This is a genomic window from Thermomonas sp., from assembly GCF_046293095.1.
In the GTDB taxonomy this organism is placed as follows: domain Bacteria; phylum Pseudomonadota; class Gammaproteobacteria; order Xanthomonadales; family Xanthomonadaceae; genus Thermomonas.
In genome coordinates this window covers 54,746-77,764 of sequence record NZ_JBKBPN010000003.1, presented here as the reverse complement: position 1 = coordinate 77,764, position 23,019 = coordinate 54,746, and the positions used below count along the sequence as shown (strand labels likewise).

At 69.0% G+C, this 23,019-nt stretch carries 19 protein-coding genes and 1 riboswitch; of the genes, 14 read left to right on the top strand and 5 right to left on the bottom strand.

The window, feature by feature from the left end; translation table 11 throughout:
- Positions 1-179 precede the first annotated feature (179 nt).
- From ACK4SG_RS06450 to ACK4SG_RS06425, 6 genes are all read left to right on the top strand, one after another.
- Positions 180-3,209 carry a TonB-dependent receptor domain-containing protein gene (locus tag ACK4SG_RS06450; protein ID WP_409600907.1) on the top strand — a complete coding sequence of 1,010 codons (3,030 nt, stop codon included), beginning with the start codon at positions 180-182 and terminating at the stop codon, positions 3,207-3,209.
- A 126-nt stretch (positions 3,210-3,335) separates the two neighbouring features.
- A complete protein-coding gene (locus ACK4SG_RS06445) occupies positions 3,336-4,907 on the top strand; it encodes a tetratricopeptide repeat-containing sulfotransferase family protein (RefSeq protein WP_409600905.1) in 1,572 nt (523 codons plus the stop codon).
- Complete coding sequence (locus ACK4SG_RS06440; protein ID WP_409600903.1) at positions 4,904-6,493, top strand: sulfotransferase; 1,590 nt, start codon at positions 4,904-4,906, stop codon at positions 6,491-6,493. The genes ACK4SG_RS06445 and ACK4SG_RS06440 overlap by 4 nt, the downstream gene beginning before the upstream one ends.
- Before the next feature lie 236 nt (positions 6,494-6,729).
- Positions 6,730-7,314 carry an RNA polymerase sigma factor gene (locus ACK4SG_RS06435; RefSeq protein WP_409601339.1) on the top strand — a complete coding sequence of 195 codons (585 nt, stop codon included), beginning with the start codon at positions 6,730-6,732 and terminating at the stop codon, positions 7,312-7,314.
- The gene (locus ACK4SG_RS06430; RefSeq protein WP_409600901.1) at positions 7,311-7,805 is read left to right on the top strand and encodes a hypothetical protein; all 495 of its coding nucleotides are present in this window, start codon (positions 7,311-7,313) and stop codon (positions 7,803-7,805) included. Before ACK4SG_RS06435 ends, ACK4SG_RS06430 begins: the two co-directional genes overlap by 4 nt.
- A gap of 10 nt (positions 7,806-7,815) precedes the next feature.
- Positions 7,816-8,706, top strand: coding sequence for a DUF4097 family beta strand repeat-containing protein (locus ACK4SG_RS06425; protein ID WP_409600899.1), 891 nt, complete (start codon positions 7,816-7,818; stop codon positions 8,704-8,706).
- A 114-nt stretch (positions 8,707-8,820) separates the two neighbouring features.
- On the opposite strand, the gene ACK4SG_RS06420 is transcribed toward ACK4SG_RS06425, so the two are convergent.
- Together ACK4SG_RS06420 and ACK4SG_RS06415 are read right to left on the bottom strand one after the other, a co-directional pair.
- Entirely contained in the window at positions 8,821-9,690 is an 870-nt protein-coding gene (locus ACK4SG_RS06420; RefSeq protein WP_409600897.1) for a hypothetical protein, read from the bottom strand.
- A 127-nt stretch (positions 9,691-9,817) separates the two neighbouring features.
- Positions 9,818-10,717: an Hsp33 family molecular chaperone HslO gene (locus ACK4SG_RS06415; protein WP_409600895.1), complete on the bottom strand. Its 900-nt coding sequence runs from the start codon at positions 10,715-10,717 to the stop codon at positions 9,818-9,820.
- A gap of 110 nt (positions 10,718-10,827) precedes the next feature.
- Here ACK4SG_RS06415 and mtgA point away from each other — a divergent pair, with 110 nt between their 5' ends.
- The 4 genes from mtgA to ACK4SG_RS06395 are packed head-to-tail and all read left to right on the top strand — an operon-like array spanning position 10,828 to position 13,483.
- On the top strand, positions 10,828-11,583 hold the full coding sequence (mtgA, locus tag ACK4SG_RS06410) for a monofunctional biosynthetic peptidoglycan transglycosylase (protein ID WP_409600893.1): 756 nt from the start codon (positions 10,828-10,830) through the stop codon (positions 11,581-11,583).
- Between the two features lie 59 nt (positions 11,584-11,642).
- The gene (locus tag ACK4SG_RS06405) at positions 11,643-12,695 is read left to right on the top strand and encodes a glycosyltransferase family 2 protein (protein ID WP_409600891.1); all 1,053 of its coding nucleotides are present in this window, start codon (positions 11,643-11,645) and stop codon (positions 12,693-12,695) included.
- Complete coding sequence (locus ACK4SG_RS06400; protein WP_409600889.1) at positions 12,655-13,083, top strand: CBS domain-containing protein; 429 nt, start codon at positions 12,655-12,657, stop codon at positions 13,081-13,083. The genes ACK4SG_RS06405 and ACK4SG_RS06400 overlap by 41 nt, the downstream gene beginning before the upstream one ends.
- 25 nt (positions 13,084-13,108) lie before the next feature.
- Positions 13,109-13,483, top strand: a complete 375-nt coding sequence (locus tag ACK4SG_RS06395; RefSeq protein ID WP_409600887.1) for a CBS domain-containing protein — start codon at positions 13,109-13,111, stop codon at positions 13,481-13,483.
- A 10-nt stretch (positions 13,484-13,493) separates the two neighbouring features.
- Here ACK4SG_RS06395 and ACK4SG_RS06390 read toward each other — a convergent pair whose 3' ends face one another.
- A complete protein-coding gene (locus tag ACK4SG_RS06390; protein WP_409600885.1) occupies positions 13,494-15,098 on the bottom strand; it encodes a peptide chain release factor 3 in 1,605 nt (534 codons plus the stop codon).
- A 133-nt stretch (positions 15,099-15,231) separates the two neighbouring features.
- Here ACK4SG_RS06390 and ACK4SG_RS06385 point away from each other — a divergent pair, with 133 nt between their 5' ends.
- Positions 15,232-16,353, top strand: a complete 1,122-nt coding sequence (locus tag ACK4SG_RS06385; RefSeq protein WP_409600883.1) for an HDOD domain-containing protein — start codon at positions 15,232-15,234, stop codon at positions 16,351-16,353.
- Here the strand turns inward: ACK4SG_RS06385 and ACK4SG_RS06380 are convergent.
- Complete coding sequence (locus tag ACK4SG_RS06380; RefSeq protein WP_409600881.1) at positions 16,266-17,138, bottom strand: M23 family metallopeptidase; 873 nt, start codon at positions 17,136-17,138, stop codon at positions 16,266-16,268. The two genes, ACK4SG_RS06385 and ACK4SG_RS06380, sit on opposite strands and share 88 nt — an antisense overlap.
- Before the next feature lie 121 nt (positions 17,139-17,259).
- Positions 17,260-17,379: riboswitch (SAM riboswitch) on the top strand.
- A 93-nt stretch (positions 17,380-17,472) separates the two neighbouring features.
- Here ACK4SG_RS06380 and ACK4SG_RS06375 point away from each other — a divergent pair.
- The 3 genes from ACK4SG_RS06375 to ACK4SG_RS06365 are packed head-to-tail and all read left to right on the top strand — an operon-like array spanning position 17,473 to position 20,893.
- Complete coding sequence (locus tag ACK4SG_RS06375; protein ID WP_409600879.1) at positions 17,473-18,549, top strand: homoserine O-succinyltransferase; 1,077 nt, start codon at positions 17,473-17,475, stop codon at positions 18,547-18,549.
- Positions 18,546-19,757: a cystathionine gamma-synthase gene (gene metB / locus ACK4SG_RS06370; protein WP_409600877.1), complete on the top strand. Its 1,212-nt coding sequence runs from the start codon at positions 18,546-18,548 to the stop codon at positions 19,755-19,757. Before ACK4SG_RS06375 ends, metB begins: the two co-directional genes overlap by 4 nt.
- On the top strand, positions 19,754-20,893 hold the full coding sequence (locus ACK4SG_RS06365) for a homoserine dehydrogenase (RefSeq protein WP_409600875.1): 1,140 nt from the start codon (positions 19,754-19,756) through the stop codon (positions 20,891-20,893). Before metB ends, ACK4SG_RS06365 begins: the two co-directional genes overlap by 4 nt.
- Here ACK4SG_RS06365 and ACK4SG_RS06360 read toward each other — a convergent pair.
- Positions 20,839-23,019, bottom strand: a complete 2,181-nt coding sequence (locus ACK4SG_RS06360) for a putative bifunctional diguanylate cyclase/phosphodiesterase (protein WP_409600873.1) — start codon at positions 23,017-23,019, stop codon at positions 20,839-20,841. The two genes, ACK4SG_RS06365 and ACK4SG_RS06360, sit on opposite strands and share 55 nt — an antisense overlap.

Sequence of the window (23,019 nt, the reverse complement as noted above, 5' to 3'; positions counted from 1 at the left end):
GGAACCCGCAGCACTGCAAGCCGCCTCCGCGATGAACCTGAATGCGCATTCCGTTAGGTGAATGCGCCCTGAGGGGCTTGTTAAAGAAATGTTGACTGCTCTATAGTCGGTCGGTCAGGCCGTCTCAGGTCGGGCGTATTTGTACATCAGTCACTTCGTCCCAATGGGGGTTACACACAATGGCTTCTAATTATCTTGCCAAAGGCCTGAAGCGGAGCGCGCTCACCGTCGCTCTGGGTCTGTGCTTCGCTGGCGGCGTCCAGGCGCAGACCAACACCGCGGGTGCGGTGGTCGGTCGTGCTGCGTCCGGCGACACCATCACCATCACCAACCAGGCGACCGGCTTCAGCCGCACCATCACCGTCGACGCGACTGGTTCATACCGTTTCTCGCAGCTGCCCACCGGTCAGTACCAGGTCAGCCGCAATGGCGGCTCGCCGCGCACCGTGAACGTGAACGTGGGTAGTGCCGCGAACGTGGACTTCACGGGCGGCGACGCCACCACGCTGGACGCCGTGACGGTGATCGGCTCCGGCGCGATCAACCCGATCGACGTGTCGTCGGTTGAGTCCACCACTATCCTGACCGCCCAGCAGATCGCCAAGATTCCGGTGTCGCGCGACACCACATCCGTGGCCCTGCTGGCCCCGGGCACCGTGCGCGGCGATAGCGCTTTCGGCAATCTCGCGTCGTTCGGTGGTTCCTCGGTGGCCGAGAACCAGTACTTCTTCAACGGCTTCAATATTACCAACTCGTTCAATAACTTGAACTTCGCGCAGGTGCCGTTCGAGGCAATCGCCGAGCAGCAGACCAAGACTGGCGGCTATGGCGCCGAGTTCGGTCGCTCCACCGGCGGCGTGGTGAACCAGATCTCCAAGCGCGGTACCAACGAGTTCAAGGCCGGTGGCAACATCTTCTGGTCGCCGAGCAGCCTGAATGCCACCTCGAAGAGCCTGTACCTCAACGATGGCACCCTCTCCGCTGATCGCAGCAACAACACCGTCGGTACCGAGCTGACCTCCTCGATCTGGGCCAGCGGTGCCCTGATCCAGGACCGCCTGTTCGCCTATGGCCTGGTGCAGTACACCGACCTCGGCGAGAGCAAGACGATGTCCTCGACGCGCGGCTTCAGTACCGTCGGCACCAGCACCCAGCCCAAGTGGCTGTTGAAGATGGACTGGAACATCAATGACAGTAACATCATTGAGTTAACCGCCCTCTCCGACAAGCGCAAGTTCGAGACTGACTACTTCTCGACCACGTACTCCGACCCGGTCAAGCCGGTCAACCCGCAGCTGAACCAATACAAGGGCACGGCGTTCGACGAGCGTGGCGGCGATACCTACATCGCCAAGTACACCGGCTACCTGACCGACAGCTTCACCCTGTCGGTGCTGGCCGGCACCAGCGAATCCTCGCGCAGCAACTACTCGGTTACCGCCGACGGCACCGTGAACAGCTACACGGGCACGGTCGGCGTGCCGGCCAACGGTTGCCCGGTCATCGTGGACGCGCGTCCGTCCGTCGTGAATGGCCAGACCGCCGCCATCGCCGGTTGCGCGCTGGCCAACTTCCTGGGTCGTCCGGACGCCAAGGACACCCGCGACCAGTTCCGCATTGACGCGGAATGGCAGCTGGGCGACCACCTGCTGCGCGGCGGCGTGGACATCGACAATTTCAAGTCGGTGGCTGGTGAGTCCTACTCGGGTGGCGTGGTGTGGCGCTACGGCCGCTACACGAGGACCGGCTACACCGGCGAGAACGAAGTCGTGCGTAAGCGCGTGTTCCAGTCCGGCTCCACCGTGGCTGTTGACCAGAGGGCGTTCTACCTGGAAGACAGCTGGAGCATCACGCCCCACTTCATCGCCTACCTCGGCGCCCGTTGGGACACGTTCGACAACAAGAACGGCGATGGCGAGACCTTCGCCAAGATCAAGAACCAGTTCGCGCCGCGACTGGGCTTCTCGTGGGACGTGAACGGCGACTCCAGCTTCAAGGTCTATGGTAACGCCGGTCGCTACGCCCTGCCGCTGACCGCCACCGTCGCGGTGCGTGGTGCGTCCAAGTCGCTGTACAGCGAGCAGTACTACACCTACACCGGCGTGGATGCGACCACGGGTGCGCCGACGGGCCTGACCCTAATCAACAACCCGGCCAATGGTCGTCCGATCCGCTACCTGAATAACGAGTTCGGCGTCGGCAAGAACCCGCAGACCATCGCCGACCAAGGCCTGAAGCCGATGTACCAGGACGAGTTCATCCTGGGCTTCCAGAAGGAGCTGACCAGCAACCTGTCGCTGGGTGCGCGCCTGATCCGCCGCGACCTGAAGGCCGCGATTGACGACACGTGCGATTACCGCCCGATCATCGACTGGGCGCTGGCGAATGGCTTCACCGATAACGGCAGCGGCGGCTTTCAGGAAGTTGCGGACAAGACCCAGAACAGCGATATCGCGGTCTACAACCCGGGCTTCGCGTTCTGCCACCTGTACAACCCGGGTCGCGATGTGACCTTCAAGATGGACATCAACGGCGACGGCACCCTGGAAGAGGTCAAGCTGACCGCCGACCAGCTGGGCCCGAAGGCCAAGCGTAAGTACTCGGCGTTCGAGGTCTTCTTCGAGGGCAGCTGGGACCGCGCGTTCCTGCAGGGTTCGTACACCTATGCCAAGAGCATCGGCAACACCGAAGGCGGCGTGAAGTCGGATAACGGCCAGTCCGACACTGGCACCACCCAGGACTTCGACTATCCGGAGCTGGCGGAAGGTGCCTACGGCTATCTGCCGAATGACCGTCGCCACAGCTTCAAGCTGTTTGGCAGCTACGACATCACGGATACCGTCACCGTTGGCGGCAACCTGATCGTGCAGTCCGGTCGTCCGATCAACTGCTTCGGCTTCCACCCGGTCAATTCGGGCTACGCCAACAGCTATTTCTACTGCCAGGGCGAGCAGGTTCCGCGTGGTACCGCGGGCCGTCTGCCGTGGACGAGGAAGCTGGATCTGAACCTCGCGTGGACCCCGGCGTTCGCGGACAAGAAGCTGACCTTCAAGGTCGACGTCTTCAACGTCTTCAACAGCCAGGACGCCGTCAACGTCAACGAGTACGGCGAGGACCAGTCTGGCAACTGGCAGCCGAACGTTTGGAAGTCGGTCACCGGCTACCAGACCCCGCGATCGTATCGCTTCATGGTCCAGTACAGCTTCTGATCCTGAAACAATTGTTGTGCTTTGGACGGCCGCCTTGTGCGGCCGTCCTTTTTACGGGGCATGCAGGAGGAGCGATTACACTTCCTGCACGGAGCAATTCTCGGAACGGCGGCGCAAAGAATGGACGTGGATGCAACCCGGGATTGGCAGACAGCCGAACAACTCAGCGCGCAGGGGCAGGTGGATCAAGCCCGGCCGCTGTATATGGGCCTCCTCGCGAACCGCGCCATTGCGCCCTATGCACATCTGCGGCTGAGCGTCGCGGACCAGAAGGCCGGCAACGTTCGCGGTGCCGTGCGCCATGCGCTCGATGCGTTCGCGAAGGCGCATGCCGATCCCGCCCTGCTCGAAATGCTCTGCAAGCTGCTGCTGCGGCTCGGGGAGACACATGCCGCTCTGGCCTGCGCGAACGCCCTGCTGGGCCTGCCTACGCCCGCCGGGGCATTGGCTGAAGTCGGCAAGATGCTGTCGGACCACATGCTCCCCGACGCGGCCCTGTCCCTGCTGCGCCGTGCAATGGCGGAGGGCATGGTGAATGCGCCCGCGATGCAGTACCTGCTGGGCCTCAACCTGATGTACGCGGGCGACCTTGGTGCCGCAGAACGCGTGCTGGAGGCGAGCGTGCGGGGCAATCCCGGCTTGGCCCCCGCGCACTGGGCGCTGGCCAAGATGGGCAACGAGGCCGGCCGTGACGAGAGGATCCGCCGCCTGCGGGCGCTGCTGGACGGGCCCGACGGGAACGGAAGCGACGCCTCGCTCCTCTGGTACAGCCTGTTCCACGAGTTGGACCGGGACGACCAGGTCGCCGCCGCATGGCCTGCTTTGGAGGAAGCCATGCGGATCCGCCGGCGGCAGGTGCGTTACGACGAATCGGCCCAGGAGGCCCTCTTCGCCGAGGCGACGGGGGCCTTGCGGCTGGCGGTGGGCGCACCCGTGGACGTGACGCCGCAAGGGCCGGCGCCGATCTTCATCGTCGGGCTTCCGCGGAGTGGTACGACCGTGATCGAACAGGCCCTCTGCCGGCAGGCGGACGTGGCCAGCGCCGGCGAGCTGCGCGATCTCCCGGCCCAGATGCGGTGGGTCGCCGAGCGCGCGGGGCCCTTCCACGTGGACGCCGACCTGTTGCAGGCCGTTGGGCGCGACCAGCTCCACTCACTGGGCGAGCGTTACCTCGCGCATACCCAGTGGCGCGCCCGCGGGCATGCGTTCTTCGCCGACAAGTGGCCGGAGAACTATCTCGCCATCGGCCCTATCTTGGCGTCCCTGCCCAACGCCCGCGTGGTCTGCGTCCGGCGTGGCGGCGCGGATGCCTGTTTCTCGAACCTCAAAGAATGGTTCGCCGCTTCGTATCCCTACAGTTACACGCAGGAGGAGGTGGCGCGGCAGTACATCCGCTACGAAACCTTCCTGCGCCGCGTCCGCGAGCTGGGATCCCCGCGCGTGACATTTGTGGAGTATGAGACCTTCGTACGCCAGCCGCAGGCCGCGATCGAAGCGCTGAAGCTGCTGCTCGATCTTCCCGACAGGGCCTCGCCGCAACCCAGCGAAAGCGTCCCGACCGCCAGCGCCGTGCAGGTGCGTTCATCCGTCAGCATGCGCCACGTCGGGTCGTGGGCACGGTACGCCGCGTGGCTCGGGCCGATGCTGGAGGAACTTGCGCGCGGTGGCTTCCCGCAGGACCGTGGGATAGCCCCGTGAGCGATACTGGCGGCGCAATGCTGGCCATGCTGGAGTACGCTCGCCCATTGGCGGAGCAAGGTGACTTCGCGGGGCTCCGGCACATCCTCGATGGCATCCGGGTTGACCGGGAGGTGAAGGCGCGGCACCTGGTGGAAGCGTCCTATGCCGAATCCCTGCAGGGGCGTTACCGGAATGCGCGGACCGCCGCCGTGATGGCCTATTGCCTGCATCCGGTCGACATCGAGACGCGCCGGCAACTGGCGGCCCGCCTTCGCACGACCAACGATGCCGCGCTGCTGCGCGACCTCATCGCGCGCTCCGGCCCGCTGGACCGGATACCGATTCCCCTGTTGCTGACCTATGCGGCGCAACTGTCTTACCTGAACCTGCAGGAGGCCGCGCTGCCGTTCCTCGACGAAGCTCGCCGCGCCGATCCGGACTATCCGCCGACGCTCCTCTCCCGAGGGCAGGTGCTGACCTACCTCGGCAGGATCGACGAGGCTGTTCGGGAGTTCGAGCGCTGCATCGGGGTCGCACCGCAGATCGGACAGGCGCACTGGTTCCTAGCGCATGTCCGGAAAGCGACTGGAGAGCGCAACAACGTCGCGAGGCTGCGTGCGCAGCTGGCCCGCCCGGGGCTTCCTGTGCACGAGGAAATTTCCCTGGCGTTCGCGCTGCACAAGGAGCTGGACGACCTCGGTGACCATGCGACTGCCTGGCAGGCGCTGCAGCGCGCGTGCCGTGCCAAGCGCGGCACGCTCAACTACCGGTCCGCGGACACCTCGCGCCTCGTGGATGCTCTGATGGCGATCCCGGACGGGCCCACCGCCGCGACGCCGGATCCGGCCGCGCCGACGCCCCTCTTCATCGTCGGCATGCATCGATCGGGTACCACGCTGCTGGAGCAATTGCTGGATGGCAGCCCTGACGTGCGCGGCGTCGGCGAGCTGTACGACTTCACCAGCGCCATGCGGTATGCCACCGACCACCATTGCCGCGGCGTGATCGACCTCGGCATCGTGGAGCGTTCCCCGGGCGTGGACCTCGCCGAGGTGGGGCGCCGCTACCTGGCGGGTATGGCGTGGCGGTTGGACGAAAAGCGGTTCTTCACCGACAAGCTGCCTTCCAACTTCCTCAACATCGGCTACATCTGCCGAGCGTTGCCGGGTGCCAGGATCCTGCACATGGTCCGCGACCCCATGGAGACCTGCTTCTCCAACCTGCGGGAACTATTCTCCGACGCGAACCCCTATTCGTACGACCAGCAGGAACTGGCCCACTTCCACGGCGAATACCGGCGGCTGATGGCGCACTGGCATGCCCGCTTCCCCGGGCGCATCCTTGATGTCGATTATGCCGAACTGACCCGCTCGCCCGAGGCCACCATGCGGCGCGTCGCGGCGTTCTGCGGGCTCGACTACGTCCCGGCCATGCAGGACCCCCGAAGTAGCCGCCGGGCCGTGGCCACGGCCAGCGCGGTGCAGGTGCGGGACGGGGTGGTGCGTCGGGAGACGCCCAAGTGGACGCCCTACGCCCCCTTCTTGGGGGCGCTGATGGACGGGCTGGAGGCCGACGCGGGCGCCAGCCCGCAGGACGCCGTGTAGTTGACCTGCCCCCACTGAGCCGTACCACACGAAGCTAGGTAGAGTCCGTCATCCAGAGAGGACGGACATGTGCAAGAATCGATTCACCGCAGAACAGATATTCGGGCTCATCAAGCAGGCCTAGGTCGGCGTGGCGGTGTTGGAGCTGGCCCGGTAACACGGCTTCAGTCCGGCCGGCGTGAACCCCCGCGCCTGACTTAAACCCCCGGCGCCCCCGCTGCATCACAATCACCATGCTGATGCAGACCCTGACGCCCGCCGTGGAACCCGACGCCGCCGCGTTCGACGCCGGCGAAGACGTCGCCCTCGCGCGCCGCGCCGCGAGGGCGGACGTGCAGGCGTTCGAGCAGCTGTACCGCCGCCACCACCGGCGTGTGCATGGGGTCATCGTGCGGCTGGTGGGCCAGGCCGGCGCGCGGGCGGAGGATCTGACCCAGGAGGCGTTCGTGCGCGCCTGGCAGGCCCTGCCCGGCTTCCGCTTCGAGAGCGCGGTGTCCACCTGGCTGCATCGGCTGGCGGTGAACACCGCCCTGATGGAGCTGCGCGCCCAGCGCAGCCGGCCCGGCCTGGATGGTGACGAAGAGGCGCTGGCCGCTGCGGCCACGCCCGACACCGCGGGCCAGGCCCTGCTGGGCCGCGACCTGGAACGGGCCGTGGCCACCCTGCCGCCGCGCGCCCGCGCCGTGCTGGTGCTGCACGACGTGGAAGGCTGGAAACACGAAGAGATCGCCGAGGAGCTCGGCATGGCGGTGGGCAGTTCCAAGGCCCAGCTGCATCGCGCGCGCGGCTTGCTGCGTATGCGCATCGGAGACGCCCTATGAACGACATCCAGGATATCGGCGAGGCCGAATTGCGGCTTGCCCTGCGCGGCCTGCGCCGCGACATCGAACCGTCCCGCGACCTCTGGCCCGGGATCCAGGCGCGCCTGCCCCCGCAGCGTGCAGTTGCGCGTCCACCACGGGTCTGGCCGTGGGCGCTGGCCGCCTCGATGACGCTTGCGCTGGGCCTGGCCTGGCAGGGCAGCGCTCCGGTCGCGCCGCGACCCGTGCCGGTGGCAACGCCGCGGGTGGCGGCCGCGCCGATCACGAACGAGGCGGACGCGCTGACCCTGCACTACGAAGCGGCAATGCGTGAGCTCGACATCGGCAGCGTGCCGGCCAGCTGGCAGGCCGGGCTGGAAGCACTGGACCACAGCGCCGCGCTGGTCCAAGCCGCGTTGCGCCAGCACCCCGACTCGCCGCAGCTGCTGGAGCAGCTGCGCCGGCTTTATGCGCGCCGTATCGCCCTGTCGCGGCGCGCGCTGTTCACTTGAGGATTACGAAATGCGCATCCATGCCAAGTTGCTGTTGACCACGCTGGCGATCGCCGTCGCGCTGCCTGCGGCCGCGGGCACGCCCATCAGCCAGGTGCATCCGCTGGACGCGCGCGGCCGCGTCGAGATCGAGAACCAGAAGGGGCGCGTGGAAGTCATCGCCTGGGATCGCCCGGAAGTGAAGCTGGGCGGCACCCTGGGCGATGACGTGGAGAAGCTGTCGGTCGAGGGCGATGGCCGCGTGCTGCGGATCAAGGTGCAGTACCCCGCGCGCAACCGCAGCGCCGAAGCCAGCCATCTGGTCGTACAAGTACCGCTGCTGGCGGATCTGGACGTCGAGACCGTGTCCGCCGATATCAACGTGCAGGGCCTGGCCTCACGCGAGCTCGCGCTGGAGTCCGTCAGCGGCGACATCGTCGCCAACGGTGCCCCGCGCCGCGGCAGCATCAGCTCGGTGAGCGGCGATATCCGGCTGGCGATGAACAGCCCCAGCCTGCGGGTTGAGACGGTCAGCGGGCAGCTGGCCGTGCAGGGGCGCCTGGACGGCGAAATCGCGCTGGAAACCGTGTCCGGCGACGTGCGCCTGACCACGCTGGGCGAGCGCGTACGCAAGCTCAAGGCCAGCTCGGTGAGCGGCGACATGGACCTCTCCACCGGGCTTGCGGAGGATGGTGAGATCCGGCTGGAGAGCGTCAGTGGCGACCTGCTGCTGCGGCTTCCGGCGAACCTGTCTGCGCAGGTGCAGGGCGAGAGCTTCAGTGGTGACCTTGCCGCGCCGGGCGCGAAGATCAAGAAGGAGGCGTTCGGCCCGGGGTCCAGTTTCCGCGTCCGTTACGGCGCCGGGAAGGGCGATATCCGGCTGCAGACGTTCTCGGGTGATGCGCGCCTGGTGCTGCCCTGATCTTCGCCAGGGCTTCGATAGGCCAGATCCAAACGCACGAAGGCCGCATCTTTGGATGCGGCCTTTGCTGTTTGCGGCGTCGGCAAGTGCAATGCGGTCGGGCGGGACTTGCGGTCAGAGATCCTGCTGGTAGCGCACGTAGGGCACCGTACCCTCATCGGCTTGCTCGCCTTTGATAGAGAACGGATTCTTGCCGCGGGTCACCACGTTGTCGGCGCCCACGCTGAGCTGGCCGTTCCACGGCGTGCGCCAGGTCAGGCCCAGGCCCAAGCCCTTCCAGACCGCGCTCTCGCCCGGCACGTTGACCACCCGGCCGACGATGTTGGCGCCAAAGGCCCCGTAGCCGCCGCCAATGCTGAGGCTGCGGGTGTTCCATTCATCCGCCAGCTGCGGCACGTCCGCGGCCGGCACCAGGCGGGCACGGGCAACGGTGCCGCCCACGCTGACGAAGCCCTCGCGGCTGATCGACTTTTCCGCGAACAGCGAGAAATCGTTCTGGCTGTAGCGCGCGCCGCCCAACTGGCCGGGCGAGAGCCAGGCCGGCAGCGTATCGCGGCCGTTGCCGAAGCTCAGGCCCAGCTTGCTGCCATTGCGCGACAGGCTGACGCCGGCGTTGCCGTGGCGGCTTGCCGTCCCCGGCTTGTCACCTTCCAGCGAGGCCAGGACGCAGTTGCTGGCCAGCTGGCCGATGGCCGGCGCCATGCCGCCGCGGCGGTCGCACAGCAGCGCCAGCGAGTCGCCCGACTGCAGGCCGAACGTGGCTTCCAGCGTGGTGCTGCCGAACCGCCAGCGCGTGCCGGCGCCGGTGCCACCGGTGGCGGGCTCCAGCAACAGCACGGCCTCGAGCTTGCCGCTGTCGCGATTCAGGACGGGGACCACCTTCGAATCACCGCGGCGGGCCTTCCCGGTTTGCGCGTGCACGTTGCCGCTGGCGAAGGCCAGGGCAAGCGCGGCAGCGGCAAGGGGCAGGACGCGGAAGGACATCGTTGGCTGTGACCGGCCCGGATGGGCCAAGTTCCCCGGTAAACGCGGTGTTGATACGCAGAACAGCCTAGCCGGTTTATGTTTCTTTAACAATATCCCGCCGCTGCGCCGAACTGTGACGGCCGCCTCATTGCAGGCGTGGCGCGGCCGGTTGTGCCCCGGCTTCCCGGGCGAACAGGGCCGCGATCTGGGGGGCGTCGAACCCGTAGTCCTGGCCGCAGAACTCGCACAGTACCGAAGCGGTACCGCCGCCCGCTTCCACCGCGGCGTCGGCCTCTTCGCGCCCCAGCGAGACCAGCATGCCTTCCACGCGCTCGCGCGAGCAGGAGCAGGCAAAGCGCAGCGGCTTCTCGCCCACCAGCTGCGGCGCCTCCTCGTGGAACAGCCGGTGCACCACCTCGGCTGGCGGCAGCGCCAGCAGTTCCTCGGCGCCGAGCGTGTCGAACAGGGCGCTGGCGCGGCGGAAGCCGTCCTCGTCGCCTTCTTCGCCCGGAAGCTTCTGCAGCAGCAAACCGGCGGCGCGCTGGCCGTCGCAGGCCAGCAGCAGGCGCGTGGGCAGCTGCTCGGACTGGCGGAAATAATCCTCCAGTGCACCGTCTAGCCGTTCCGAGTGCAGCGCCACCAGCCCCTGGTAGCGCAACGGCTCGCCGCCGCCGAGGCCGGGGTTCTCGATGGTCAGGGCGAGCAGGGCGTCGGCGCCCAGCGCGCGCAGGTCGCGGGAGAGGGGCTGGGCACCGTCGTTCAGGCGGACGATGCCACGCAAGGTGCCGGCGGCCGTGCATTCGGCGAACAGGGTGCCGATGGCGCCGCGGCTGCGCAGTTGGATGGACAGCCGGCCGTCCACCTTGGCGTGGCCGGTGAGCAGCGCGGCGGCAGCCGCAGCTTCACCCAGCAACTCCGCCGCGGCGGCCGGGTACTGGGCACGTTCGGCAATGCTGCGCCAGGTCTCGTCCAGATGGACGGCCACGCCGCGCACGCCGGCGGCCGGAAGCAGGAAGCGCAGCTGCGCGTCGGGGATTCGGGACATGATGGATACCGGGAGGGAGGCCGCCCGCGGATAATGCGCGGACTGGCAGGTGGGGAGGGAATCATGGATCGAAATGGGGCGCATGGGCGCGGATCGCAAGGTGGGCGGGCATGAGCGCGACCGGGCGCAAGCGCCGCCTGCGCGGCTGGTGGTGGAAGCTGCCGCTGGCGTTCGCGCTGTTCAGCATCGTGCAGGTGCTGGTGCTGCGGTTCATCGATCCGCCGTTTTCCGCTTTCATGGCCGCGCGCTGGGTGGACGCGGCGCTGGCCGGCAACCCGGGGTTCCGCCTCGCGCATGACTGGCGCGACTTGCGGGCGATGTCGCCGAACCTGCCGCTGGCGTTGATTGCCGCGGAAGACCAGAACTTTGCCCGCCACCACGGCTTTGATTTCGATGCCATCGAAAAGGCGCAGGCGCACAACGAGAAGATGCGGAAACGTGCAGAGAAGCGCGGCACGCCGGTCAAGCGCATCCGTGGCGCCAGCACGATCAGCCAGCAGACCGCAAAGAACCTGTTCCTCTGGCAGGGCCGTGGGCCCACCCGCTGGCTGCGCAAGGGCCTGGAGGTCTGGTACACGGCACTGATCGAGACGCTGTGGCCCAAGTGGCGCATCCTGGAGATGTACGCCAACGTCGCCGAGTTCGGTGATGGCGTGTACGGCGCCCAGGCGGCCTCGCGCCGTTACTTCGGCAAGGACGCCGCGCGCTTGACCGCTGCCGAGGCCGCGCGCCTGGCCGCGGTGCTGCCCAGCCCGAAGCGCTACAACGCCGCGCGGCCAGGGCCGTATGTGCAGCGGCGGGCGGCGGCCATCCAGCGCCAGATGGGCGCACTTGGTGGTAGCGCTTATCTGCGCGCGCTGGAGTGAGTGGTGCCCGGCGCATCCCCGGCCAGGGCGCCGGAGGACATGGCTGGCATACTGCGTGGATGGATGGGATCGCACCGGAACACCGCTGCCTGACCCTGGTGGTGGCTGCCTATAACGAGGCGGAAGCCCTGCCGCGCCTGCAGCCGCGCATCCGCGCCGCGTTGGACATGGCCGAGGCCGAGGGGCTGGAGGCGCGGGTTCTCTATGTCGACGACGGCAGTCGCGACGGGACCTGGGACCTGCTGCGGCGCTTCGCCGCCGAGGATCGCCGGGTGGCGCTGCTGCGGCTGTCGCGCAACTTCGGCAAGGAGGCGGCGCTGACTGCCGGTCTGGACCGCGTGGAGCGCGGCGCGGCGCTGATCCTGGATGCGGATGGCCAGGACCCGCCGGAGCTGTTGCCGCAGTTTTTGGCGAAATGGCGTGAAGGCTATGACGACGTGCATGGCACCCGCATCGCCCGCCAGGGCGAGGGCGTATTCAAGCGCGCGAGTGCGCACGGGTTCTATCGCGTGATCGGCGCGCTCTCGCGCACGCCGGTGCCGCGCGATACCGGGGATTTCCGCCTGCTTTCGCCGCGCGCGCTGGCGGCCTTGCGCCAGCTGCGCGAGCGTCACAGGTTCATGAAGGGGCTGTTCGGCTGGATCGGCTTCAATGCCGTGTCGATCCCCTACCAGCGCGATGCGCGCATCGCCGGGCGCAGCAAGTTCAACGCCTGGAGGCTCTGGAACTTCGCGCTGGAGGGCATCACCAGTTTTTCCACCGCACCGCTGCGCCTGGCCACCTACGCCGGCCTGGCCACCGCGCTGCTGGCCTTCGGGTTTGGTGCCTGGGTGGTGGTGCGCGCCCTGTTGTGGGGAGATCGGGTAGCGGGCTGGCCGTCGCTGATGGCTGTGGTGCTGTGCCTTGGCGGTGTGCAGCTGATGGCGCTGGGAATGATCGGCGAATACCTGGGCCGGCTGTACGAGGAGTCCAAGCAGCGGCCGTTGTACCTGGTGGATACCTGGCGGCCGGCGGAGGGAGTATCCTCGGCCCAGCATTCCGATCTTGTTCCCGACACGAGAGGAGCCCGCTATGCGCACGGTAAGGCAACTGCTGGAGGCGAAGTCGCCTGAGGTCATCGCGATCGGCCCGGACGCCCCGGTGCTTGATGCCATCCGCCTGATGGCCGAGCGCCAGATCGGTGCCCTGCTGGTGATGGAGGGACCGCGCCTGGTCGGCATCCTCTCCGAACGCGACTACGCGCGCAAAGTCGTTCTGCAGGGGCGTTCCTCCAGGGACACCCCCGTGCGCGACATCATGACCACCCAGGTAGTGACGGTGGCGCCAGGTGACAGCATCGACCACTGCATGCAGCTGGTGACCGACCGCCGCATCCGCCACCTGCCGGTGCTGGACGGCGGTACCGTGGTGGGTGTGCTGTCGATCGGCGACCTGGTGAAAACAGTGATCGAACTGCAGCGGCAGGACATCGACCAGCTGCAGCGCTATATCGTGTCGTAGCCCGGCCAGGGCAGGGAGACGCCACATGCGCAGGGTCGTCCAGGACGTGCTGCAGGCCAGGCCCGATGCCGTGTTGCCCATGGTCGCGCCGGACGGTACCGCCAGCGATGCCATCCGGGTGATGGGTGAACACGACGTGGATGCAGTGCTGGTGATGGAGGGCGGGCGGCTGGTCGGGCTGGTCACGGAACGCGATCACGCGCGCAAGGTCACCTTGAAGGGCCTGTCGCCCTACGCCGTCCGCATCGTGGACATCATGACCCGCGACGTGGTCACGGTGTCGCCGTCGACGACGCTGGACGAATGCCGGCAGCTGCTCGCCAAAAACGGGTTCCGCCATCTGCCCGTGGTCGATGGGGAGCAGGTGGTCGGGCTGCTGTCGATGCCGGAACTGTGGTGATGGGCCTGCGTCAGCGCACTTCCATCGACTGCGCGTGCTCGCGGGTGGCCAGGAACGTTATCGCCGGTGCGCGCTCCTGCGCCAGCTGCAGGTTGACCCGGCTGGGCGCGAGGTAGACCAGCTCGCCGGCCGCGTCGATGGCCAGGTGCAGGGCGTTCTTCTCGCGGAACTCCTCGAGCTTTTTCGCATCGTCACAGCGGATCCAGCGCGCAGTCGCCACCTGTACCGGCTCGAACGTCGCCTCCACGCCATACTCGTCCTTCAGCCGGTAGGCGGCCACGTCGAACTGCAGCATGCCCACCGCGCCCAGGATCAGGTCGTTCGACATCAGCGGCTTGAAGAATTGCGTGGCGCCCTCTTCGCTCAGCTGGGCCAGGCCCTTCTGCAACTGCTTGAGCTTGAGCGGGTCGCGCAGGCGCGCGCGGCGGAACAGCTCCGGCGCGAAGCTGGGGATGCCGGTGAAGCCCAGCGCCTCGCCCTCGGTGAAGGTGTCGCCGATCGAGATGGTGCCGTGGTTGTGGATGCCGATCACGTCGCCGGGGAAGGCGCTTTCCGCAATCTCGCGGTCGGAGGCCATGAAGGTGAGCGCATTGGCCAGCTTGACCTCCTTGCCGCTGCGCACGTGGAAGGCCTTCATGCCGGCGCTGAACTTGCCGGAGCACACGCGCATGAACGCCACGCGGTCGCGGTGCATCGGGTCCATGTTGGCCTGGATCTTGAAGACGAAGCCGGTCAGCTTGGGTTCGCCTGCCGACACCTCGCGCGTGGTGGTCGCGCGCGCGCGCGGCGCAGGCGCGTGCTGGACGAAGAAATCCAGCAGCGGCTGCACGCCGAAGTTGTTGACGCCCGAGCCGAAGAACACCGGCGACTGCTTGCCTGCCAGGTAGGCGGTCTGGTCGAACGGGGCCGACGCGCCTTGCACCAGTTCCAGCTGGTCGCGCACTTCAGCCAGCAGCTGCGGGCCGATGGCCGCGGCCACGCCCGGGTCGTCCAGCGACGGGAAGATGGTGGAATCCTGGCGGGTGAAATTGCGGCCCGGCTCGTACAGATGGACTTCGCCGCTGATCAAGTGCACCACGCCCTTCAGGCGCTGGCCCATGCCGATGGGCCAGGTCACCGGCGCGCACTGGATGCCCAGCACCGATTCGATCTCGTCCAGCAGCTCGATGGGATCCTTGCCCTCGCGGTCGAGCTTGTTGACGAAGGTCATGATCGGCGTGTCGCGCAGCCGGCACACCTCCATCAGCTTGATGGTGCGCTCCTCCACGCCCTTGGCCACGTCGATCACCATCAGCGCCGAGTCCACCGCGGTGAGCACGCGGTAGGTGTCTTCGCCGAAGTCGGCGTGGCCGGGCGTGTCCAGCAGGTTGACGATGCGGCCTTCGTACGGGAACTGCATCACCGAGCTGGTCACGGAGATGCCGCGCTCCTTCTCCAGCGCCATCCAGTCGGACGTGGCGTGGCGCGCGGCCTTGCGGCCCTTGACCGATCCGGCCATCTGGATTGCGCCTCCGAACAGCAGCAGCTTTTCGGTGAGCGTGGTCTTGCCGGCGTCGGGGTGGGAGATGATGGCGAAAGTGCGACGACGCGCAGCTTCAGTGGCGACTTCTGACATTGCGAAATTATACCGGCGGGGGCAGCATGGCCGCAGCGGGGCCGGTCGCTATCGTTCCCCACGTTCACCAATGGCGTGGGCAGGGCCGGGTGTCGATCGCCTGCCAGTGCAAGACCAGATCAAGGGTGACCTAGTGCGCATAGTCATTGTGGGTGAGGATGCGGCGCGGGCCGCGGAGTTCGATCAGGTGCTGGGCGACTTTGGCCTGGACTGGGTGATCGAGTGGTTGCCGGAGGTCACGGCCGTGGACGGGGACATGCCCGCGTTTGACGTGTTCGTGTGCGGGCTGACGCCCGGCCCCATCGGCGGCCCGGAGCTGCTGGCGCGGGTGGCGGCGCTGTATCCGCAGGCGGTGCGCATCCTGCTGCTGGACCAGAACCCGGACGAGGCCAGCGTCGATATCGCCCAGGGCCTGGAGTCCGCACACCGCGTGCTGGGCCGCCCGCTGGATCCGGTGGAGCTGGTGACCGCAGTCGAGAGCGTGGTGGACCTGCGCGAACTGCTGGACAACGAGGTGCTGAAACGCACGCTGGGCCGGATCAGCTCGCTGCCGCCGCCGCCGCGGCTGTACCTGCAGCTGACCCGCCTGCTGCGCGATCCCGAGGCCAGCAATGCCGCCATCGCGCAGGCGCTGTCGCAGGACCCGGCGATTGCCGCCAAGGTGCTGCGCCTGTGCAATTCCGCTTATTTCTCGGGCGGGCGCGAGATCAGCGACATGCGCTCGGCCGTGATCCGCTTGGGGCACCAGGCCCTGCTGCGGCTGGTCCTGACCGTGGAGGCGTTCGGCGGGTCGGGCTTCGGCACCGGCAAGTTGCGCGAGCAGGTGCAGGACCGCGCCCTGCGCGCCAGCAACCTGGCGCGCAGGCTGTTGCCGGGGCCCAGCGCCGAGCTGGCAGCGACCGCCAGCCTGCTGGCCGAGGTCGGCCGCTTGTTGCCTGGCGTGGCGACGGCCGAGGCCGGCGATACGGCCGCGGCGGAGGGCGAGGAGGCACCCGATTTCGCCGAGGCCGGGGCGTACCTGCTGGGCCTGTGGGGCCTGCCCATGCCGATCGTGGAGGCGGTGGCCTATCAGCAGCGGCCCGGCCAGATGCGCTCGGGCGGCTTCTGGGTGACCGGCGCCGTGCACGTGGCCACCGCGCTGGTGGCCGGGCAGGAGCCGGACGAGGCCTACCTGCGCGCGGTCGGCATGCTCGACAAGCTGCCGCAGTGGCGCGAACTGGTGGAGCCATCGCTGCTGGACGACCAGGCCGCCTGACCCGGCGCCGGCACCACGCCGGGCATCCGGAACGGGATCGCCTCCAGCTGCTGGTCGCGGTTCACCTGCACGGCGAAGTGCAGGTGGGGGCCGCTGCTGTAGCCGGTGTTGCCTGACATTCCGATGACCTGCCCGGCCGCCACGCGCTGGCCGGGGCGCACCCGCGCGCCGCCCTTCGCCAGGTGCGCATAGAGCGCCATGCTGCCGTCGTCGTGCAGGATGCGGACGAGATTGGCGCGGTCGATGTCGCGCGCCCGATCCAGCCCGCCGCGGTCGAACCCGTCCCGCACCTGCATTACCACGCCCGCGCGCGCCGCCAGCACCGGCGTGCCTTCTGGCACTGCGAAATCGAGCGCATAACGGTTGGCCGGATCGCGGTGGCTGAAGCTGCCCTCGAACCCCTGCTCGATGCACGCCTCCGCGGCTGCGACCGGCCGCCGGTAGGCGACGTCCTGCGGGCGGGCGTTGGCGCTGCCGGGGATGCCCCGCAACCGCAGCCGCAGCCAGCCTTCGCGTCCTTCCGGCGCCTGCAGCAGTGCCACCAGCGTGCTGCCGCCGGCGGGCACGCTGGCGCGCGCGGGCAGGGCGGGTTGGCTGGCGGGCACGGGGCCGCTCGCGACGTCCAGCCGCACCTCGATCGGGCCGGCCAGCAGGTTGTCCGCCCATGCTTCATAGCCCGCTGCGCCGGGTTCGATCCGCAGCCGCGCCACCGGGTTGGCGGTATCGTCCCGCGCCGCCGTGGGCAAGGCGAGTATCAGGCTGGCCAGCAACAGGGGCGTGCGCATGCGCATCGCCCAAGTATGCCGCGGCCGCTTTTCCACGGGCATCGTCATGATGTTTGGTTATTTAATCGCTTCATGCGGATAAAGCGATTGACGTGAGCTGCCCCGACCGGCAGAATGCGTCCATCCATCGAGACCGGCGGAGGGACAGGCCCTTTGATGCCGGGGCAACCGGACGATCGCGCACGCGGTCGTCGAGGTGCCAAATCCTGCGGGGACCTGTGCGTCTGCCGGAAGATGGTTGCGAGGCCGCCGCGTGCGGTCCGCGACGCCGACGTGGTCGGCCTTCTGCTCCCCGTGCGACTCCGATGGGCCGTCCAAATCCCCGGAGTCCGCCATGAACCTTGCCGAACGCATCGCCCCCGACCGCCGTCCCCCTCCCCGGGCGCCGGGGGCGATGCGTCCGGCATCCTCCCACGCGGATGGCGCCTGCCGCGGCAGCGTGGATGCGGTGCTGGCCACCCGCTACGCCGGCCCGCGTGCGCTGCGCCTGGACTACGAGCTGGTTGGCCCCGTCGACGCGCCGGTGGTGTTCGTCGCCGGCGGCATCTCCGCGCACCGCCACGTCGCCGCGAATGCCCTGGACGCGACACCCGGCTGGGCGCCAGGCCTGCCGGGCGCCGGCCGTGCGCTGGATCCGGCGCGACTGCGCCTCCTCGCATTCGATTACGTGGGCGCCGACGGCAGCCTGGACGCGCCCATCGACACCGCCGACCAGGCGGACGCCGTGGCGCTGCTGCTGGACGCGCTGGGCATCAACGCGCTGCACGCCTTCGTCGGCTACTCCTACGGTGCGCTGGTCGGGCTGCAGCTGGCGGCGCGCCATCCGCGTCGCCTGCGCCGGCTGGTCGCCGTCAGCGGCGCGCATCGCCCGCACCCGTATGCCTCGGCGTGGCGGGCCCTGCAGCGCAAGGCGGTGGCGCTGGGCCGGCTGCAGTGCGCCGACGAGCCGGGGCTGTCGCTGGCGCGCCAGCTGGCCATGCTGAGCTACCGCACGCCCGAGGAGTTCGCCGAGCGCTTCGACGCGCCGCCCGTCCTCAGCAACGGCCGGGTGCGCGTGGCCGCGGAGGATTATCTGGATGCCGCCGGCGCGAAATTCGTCGCGCGGGTGTCGGCCACCGCGTGGCTGCGTCTGTCCGAATCCATCGACCTGCACCGCGTCGATCCGGCCGCGATCGGCGTGCCGGTATCGCTGGTGGCGGTGGAAGGCGATCCGCTGGTGCCGCTGGCGGACGCGGTGGCGCTGCTGGAGGCCCTGGGCGATCGCGCTCGCCTGCGCGTGCTGCGCTCGCGCTACGGCCACGACGCCTTCCTGAAAGACACCGACCGCATCGACGCCCTGTTGGCCAGCGAGCTGGCCCTGGTCGATGCCGCGTCCCCGTCGCCGTCCCCCATTTCCGGAGCATCCGCATGAGCCACGTCAGCCCCGTCCCGTCCGGCCGTCCGGCCACCCGCGCAGTGCGCGCTGGCATCGACCGCGACACCGCCTTCGGTGCGGTGACACCGCCGCTGGTGCTGTCGTCCAACTTCAGCTTCGCCGGCTTCAACGAGAAGCGCGCCTACGACTACACCCGCAGCGGCAACCCCACCCGCGACCTGCTGGGCGAAGCGCTGGCCGAACTGGAAGGCGGCGCCGGTGGCGTCATCACCGCCACCGGCATGGCGGCGATCAGCCTGGTCCTGCACGCCCTGCTGCGCCCCGGCGACGTGCTGGTGGTGCCGCACGACTGCTACGGCGGCAGCTGGCGGCTGTTCAACGCGCTGGCGGCGAAGGGTGCGTTCGAGCTGCTGACCTGCGATCTCACCGATCCGCAGGCGGTGGCTGCGGTGCTGGCGCGCCGGCCGGCGCTGGTGTGGATCGAAACCCCGTCCAACCCGCTGCTGCGGATCACCGACCTGCGCTTCGTGGTCGGCGCCGCGCAGGCGGCCGGGGCGCGGGCGGTGGTCGACAACACGTTCCTTTCGCCGGTCCTGCAGCGGCCGATCGCCGACTTTGGTGCCGACGTGGTGGTGCATTCGACCACCAAGTACATCAACGGGCACAGCGATGTGGTCGGCGGCGCGGCGGTGGCGCGCGATGCCGAGGTCTACGCGCAGCTCACCTGGTGGGCGAACGCGCTGGGCCTCACCGGTGCGCCGTTCGACAGCTTCCTCACCCTGCGCGGGCTGCGCACGCTGGATGCGCGCCTGCGCGTGCACCAGGAGAACACGCAGGCGCTGGTGGCGCTGCTGGACGGCCACCCGGCGGTACGCGCGCTGCACTGGCCGGGGCTGGCCACCCATCCGGGCCACGCGCTAGCGGCGCGCCAGCAGCATGGCTTCGGCGCGATGCTGAGCGTGGAGCTGGACGGAGGGGAAGCGGCGGTACGCGCGTTCCTGGACGGCCTGCGCTGGTTCACCCTCGCCGAGTCGCTGGGCGGCGTGGAAAGCCTGGTCGCGCATCCCGCCACCATGACCCACGCGGCGATGAGCGTGGAGGCGCGCGCGCAGGCCGGGATTTCCGACGGCCTGCTGCGGCTGTCGGTGGGCATCGAGCATGCCGACGATCTGGTGGCCGACCTGGCCGATGCCCTGGCGCGCGCGCAGGCCGCGTGTGCGCGCAAACGGCAGGCGGTGCGATGAACGCCCGGCTTGTCGCGCTGCCGTTGCCCGACGCCGCGCCCGCCCGGGTGGCGCTGCTGGGCACCGGGACGGTGGGGCGGGCCGTGTGGGCGCGGCTGGCCTGCTGGCAGGGCACGGCGCTGGGCGCGCGGCTGGCGCTGGACTATGTCGCCAATTCGCGGGTGGCGATGCTGGCACCCGCCCATGTGGCCGGCGATGTCGGTGCGTTGCTGGCGCGCGCCACCCGCGCGCATGCGCTGGAGGCGGTGGATGCCGCGCTGGGCGCAACCGGCACCCGCATCGTCATCGATGCCACTGCGTCCGAGGCGGTGGCGGACCGGCACCCGCACTGGCTGGCGCGCGGCGTCCACGTGGTCACCGCCTGCAAGTTGGGGCAGGGCACGTCGCTGGCGCGCTGGCGGGCCATCCAGGCCGCGCGCGAAGCCGGCGGCACCTGCTACGGGGACAGCGCCACCGTCGGTGCGGGCCTGCCCATCCTGCGCTCCCTGCGCGCGCTGCAGGCCGGCGGCGACCGCATCCACGTGATCGCCGGCGTGCTGTCCGGTTCGCTCGCATGGCTGTTCCACCAGTACGACGGCCTGCGGCCGTTCTCCGGTTTCGTGCGCGAGGCGCATGCGGCGGGTTACACCGAGCCGGACCCGCGCGAGGACCTGTCGGGCGAGGACGTGCGCCGCAAGCTGCTGATCCTTGCTCGTGCCGCCGGGGTGCCGCTGGCGCCGTCTGATGTCGCGGTGGACTCGCTGGTACCCGAAGCCCTGGCGGCGCTGCCGCGCGCGGCGCTGTTCGACGCCCTGCCGCAGCTCGACGCCCCGCTGCGCGCGCGCTACGCCGCCGCGTGGAAGCAGGGCGCGCGGCTGCGCTTCATCGCCCGGCTGCACGCGGACGGAAGCGCGCGGGTGGGGCTGGAGGCATTGCCCGCGGAGGATCCGCTGGCGGGCGGCGGGGGTACCGACAACCGCGTCGCACTCTGGACCGACCGCTATCCGCGACAGCCGCTGGTGCTGCAGGGGCCGGGCGCCGGCGCCGAAGTCACCGCGGCGGCACTGCTGGACGATGCGCTGGCGATCCAGGCCAGCGCTACTCAGGGCGCGATGCCGAAGAACGTCGCGATCGGTGCCGGCCGCTGGAACACGTAGCCCTGCGCGTAGTCGACCTGTAGCGCCTGCAGCCGGCGCAGCTGCTCCTCGGTTTCCACGTGTTCGCCCACCGCGCGCATGTCCAGCAGGTGGGCGATCTCGGTGATGGAGCGCACCACCGCTTCCGACAGCGGCGAGCCTGCAAGGTCGCGCACGAAGCTGCCGTCGATCTTGAGGTAATCCACCGGCAGGTCGCGCAGGTAGCTGAAAGAGCAGAAGCCGGTGCCGAAGTCGTCCAGCGCGAACCGACAGCCCAGCTCGCGCATGCGCGCGATGAAGCGGCGTGCGCGGACCAGATCGCGCACCACGTTGGTCTCGGTGATTTCCAGGCACAGCTGGCCGGGGCGCAGCACGCTGCGGCGCAGGCGCTCGGCGGCGTACTCCGCGAACTCCTCGTCCACCAGGGTGGCGCCGCCCAGGTTGAGGTTGCACTGGCTGATGGCTTCCGCCGTTGCGGGGTGGCGTTCCATCCATTCCAGCAGGGCGTTCAGCATGTGGCGGTCCAGCCGCGGCCCCATCCGGAACCGCTCGGCCGCCGCGATCAGGTTGGCCGGTGGGCGCAGCTGGCCGGCGGCATCGCGCCAGCGCAGCAGTACCTCGAAATGCGCGCCTTGGGCACCCGGTATGCGCAGGTCCACGATCGGCTGGCACCAGAGTTCGAAGCGGCGTTGGTCCAGTGCTTCGTGCGCGTCCAGTGCATGCCGCATCATCCGGTTGCGGATGCGCAGGCTCTCGGCGTTCTGGCCCGCGACAAGCAGCCGATTGCCGCCCAGTTCCTTCGCCTCGTGGCAGGCGGTGTCCGCCTGCGAGAGCAGCTCGTCGAAACTGGCATGCGGCGGCACGCTGGTCGCCAGGCCGATGCTGGCGGTCGTGCGCAGGTTGCCGCCCTGCCAGGCCACGCGCTCGGCTTCGATCGCGGCCAGCAGCTGGCGTGCCGGGATCGCGGCGGTTTCCGCGTCCTGTTCGACCAGCAGGGTGAACTCGTCGCCACCGCTGTGTGCCACCAGCGTGTTGCCGCCGAAGTGCTTTCGCACCAGTCCGGCGACATGGCGCAGCATTTCGTCGCCGGCGGCGTGGCTGGCGGAATCGTTGACCAGCTTGAAATTGTCGAGATCGACGTAGAGCAGCGACAGGGGCCCGTCCGAGGTGGCCAGCCGGGCACGCGCCTGTTCCTCGAAGGCGTCGCGGTTGAGCAGGCCGGTGAGGGGGTCGAAGGTCGCCCGTACCTGCAGCGCCGTCATTGTCTCGAAGCGGTCGTGGTAGGACGCGACCAGCAGGATCGGCACCACCGAGTTCACCACCAGCGTGCCCATCATCAGGGCGGTGTCGTGCAGGCTCTCCGGGCGGGCGAAGCCGCCCAGCCCAAGCCCCAGGACAAGGCCCAGCACGATGGTGACCACCATCGAGGCCGCCGCCGTGAACAGCGGCGGATAGCGCGCGGCCGACCACAGCAGCAGCGCCAGTGGCAGGGTGGCGATAGCCAGCGGGTACATGCTGCCGTCGCGGATCACCATCATGCCGCCGGCCAGCACCGCCAGCATGGCAAGGACCCACAGCAGCCGTTCGTGGCGACGCGGCTCGACCGGCAACAGCGGGCCGATGCGCATGCCTCGGGCGAACAGCAGGAGCAGGGTTGGCATCACCGCGGTGACCCCCAGCAGGTCACCCAGCGCCCATTGCAGGTAGACCCGGCCCAAGTCCGCGGACGGGACCATGCCTGCGTAGGCCATCCCCAGCGTGCCGATCAGCGCACTGACCAGGCACAGCAGCACGGCGCCACGCAGCAGCAGGAAGCCGTCGGCGATGCGCAGCTGCAGGTGCGGGCGCCGGCGCCGCACGTAGGCGCATGCCACCAGCGTACCGATGAAGTTGCTGGATGCCGAGAACGGCAGGAAGGCCATCGGCACCGGCACCATGACCAGGTGCAGCAGCAGCTGGGCGATGGGAAGGACGATGGCATAGCGCAAGCCATAGCGCAGCACCAGCGCATAGCCGATGCCAGCGGCCGGCCAGAACAGGGTGACGTCGGCGGGCGTCCGCAGATACAGCACCGCGATGACCGCGCCCGCGAAGTACAGGGCGGTCAGCAGGGCTCCCCTCAGTACGTTCGCGATCGCGCTGGCCAT

Excerpts from the sequence above, each read along its gene's own strand:
- ACK4SG_RS06450 (WP_409600907.1), top strand. The coding sequence starts at position 180 with ATGGCTTCTAATTATCTTGCCAAAGGCCTGAAGCGGAGCGCGCTCACC.
- ACK4SG_RS06430 (WP_409600901.1), top strand. The coding sequence starts at position 7,311 with ATGAACGACATCCAGGATATCGGCGAGGCCGAATTGCGGCTTGCCCTG.
- ACK4SG_RS06425 (WP_409600899.1), top strand. The coding sequence starts at position 7,816 with ATGCGCATCCATGCCAAGTTGCTGTTGACCACGCTGGCGATCGCCGTC.
- ACK4SG_RS06420 (WP_409600897.1), bottom strand. The coding sequence starts at position 9,690 with ATGTCCTTCCGCGTCCTGCCCCTTGCCGCTGCCGCGCTTGCCCTGGCC.
- ACK4SG_RS06415 (WP_409600895.1), bottom strand. The coding sequence starts at position 10,717 with ATGTCCCGAATCCCCGACGCGCAGCTGCGCTTCCTGCTTCCGGCCGCC.
- mtgA (WP_409600893.1), top strand. The coding sequence starts at position 10,828 with ATGAGCGCGACCGGGCGCAAGCGCCGCCTGCGCGGCTGGTGGTGGAAG.
- ACK4SG_RS06405 (WP_409600891.1), top strand. The coding sequence starts at position 11,643 with ATGGATGGGATCGCACCGGAACACCGCTGCCTGACCCTGGTGGTGGCT.
- ACK4SG_RS06400 (WP_409600889.1), top strand. The coding sequence starts at position 12,655 with ATGCGCACGGTAAGGCAACTGCTGGAGGCGAAGTCGCCTGAGGTCATC.
- ACK4SG_RS06395 (WP_409600887.1), top strand. The coding sequence starts at position 13,109 with ATGCGCAGGGTCGTCCAGGACGTGCTGCAGGCCAGGCCCGATGCCGTG.
- ACK4SG_RS06390 (WP_409600885.1), bottom strand. The coding sequence starts at position 15,098 with ATGTCAGAAGTCGCCACTGAAGCTGCGCGTCGTCGCACTTTCGCCATC.
- ACK4SG_RS06380 (WP_409600881.1), bottom strand. The coding sequence starts at position 17,138 with ATGCGCACGCCCCTGTTGCTGGCCAGCCTGATACTCGCCTTGCCCACG.
- ACK4SG_RS06375 (WP_409600879.1), top strand. The coding sequence starts at position 17,473 with ATGAACCTTGCCGAACGCATCGCCCCCGACCGCCGTCCCCCTCCCCGG.
- metB (WP_409600877.1), top strand. The coding sequence starts at position 18,546 with ATGAGCCACGTCAGCCCCGTCCCGTCCGGCCGTCCGGCCACCCGCGCA.
- ACK4SG_RS06365 (WP_409600875.1), top strand. The coding sequence starts at position 19,754 with ATGAACGCCCGGCTTGTCGCGCTGCCGTTGCCCGACGCCGCGCCCGCC.
- ACK4SG_RS06360 (WP_409600873.1), bottom strand. The coding sequence starts at position 23,019 with ATGGCCAGCGCGATCGCGAACGTACTGAGGGGAGCCCTGCTGACCGCC.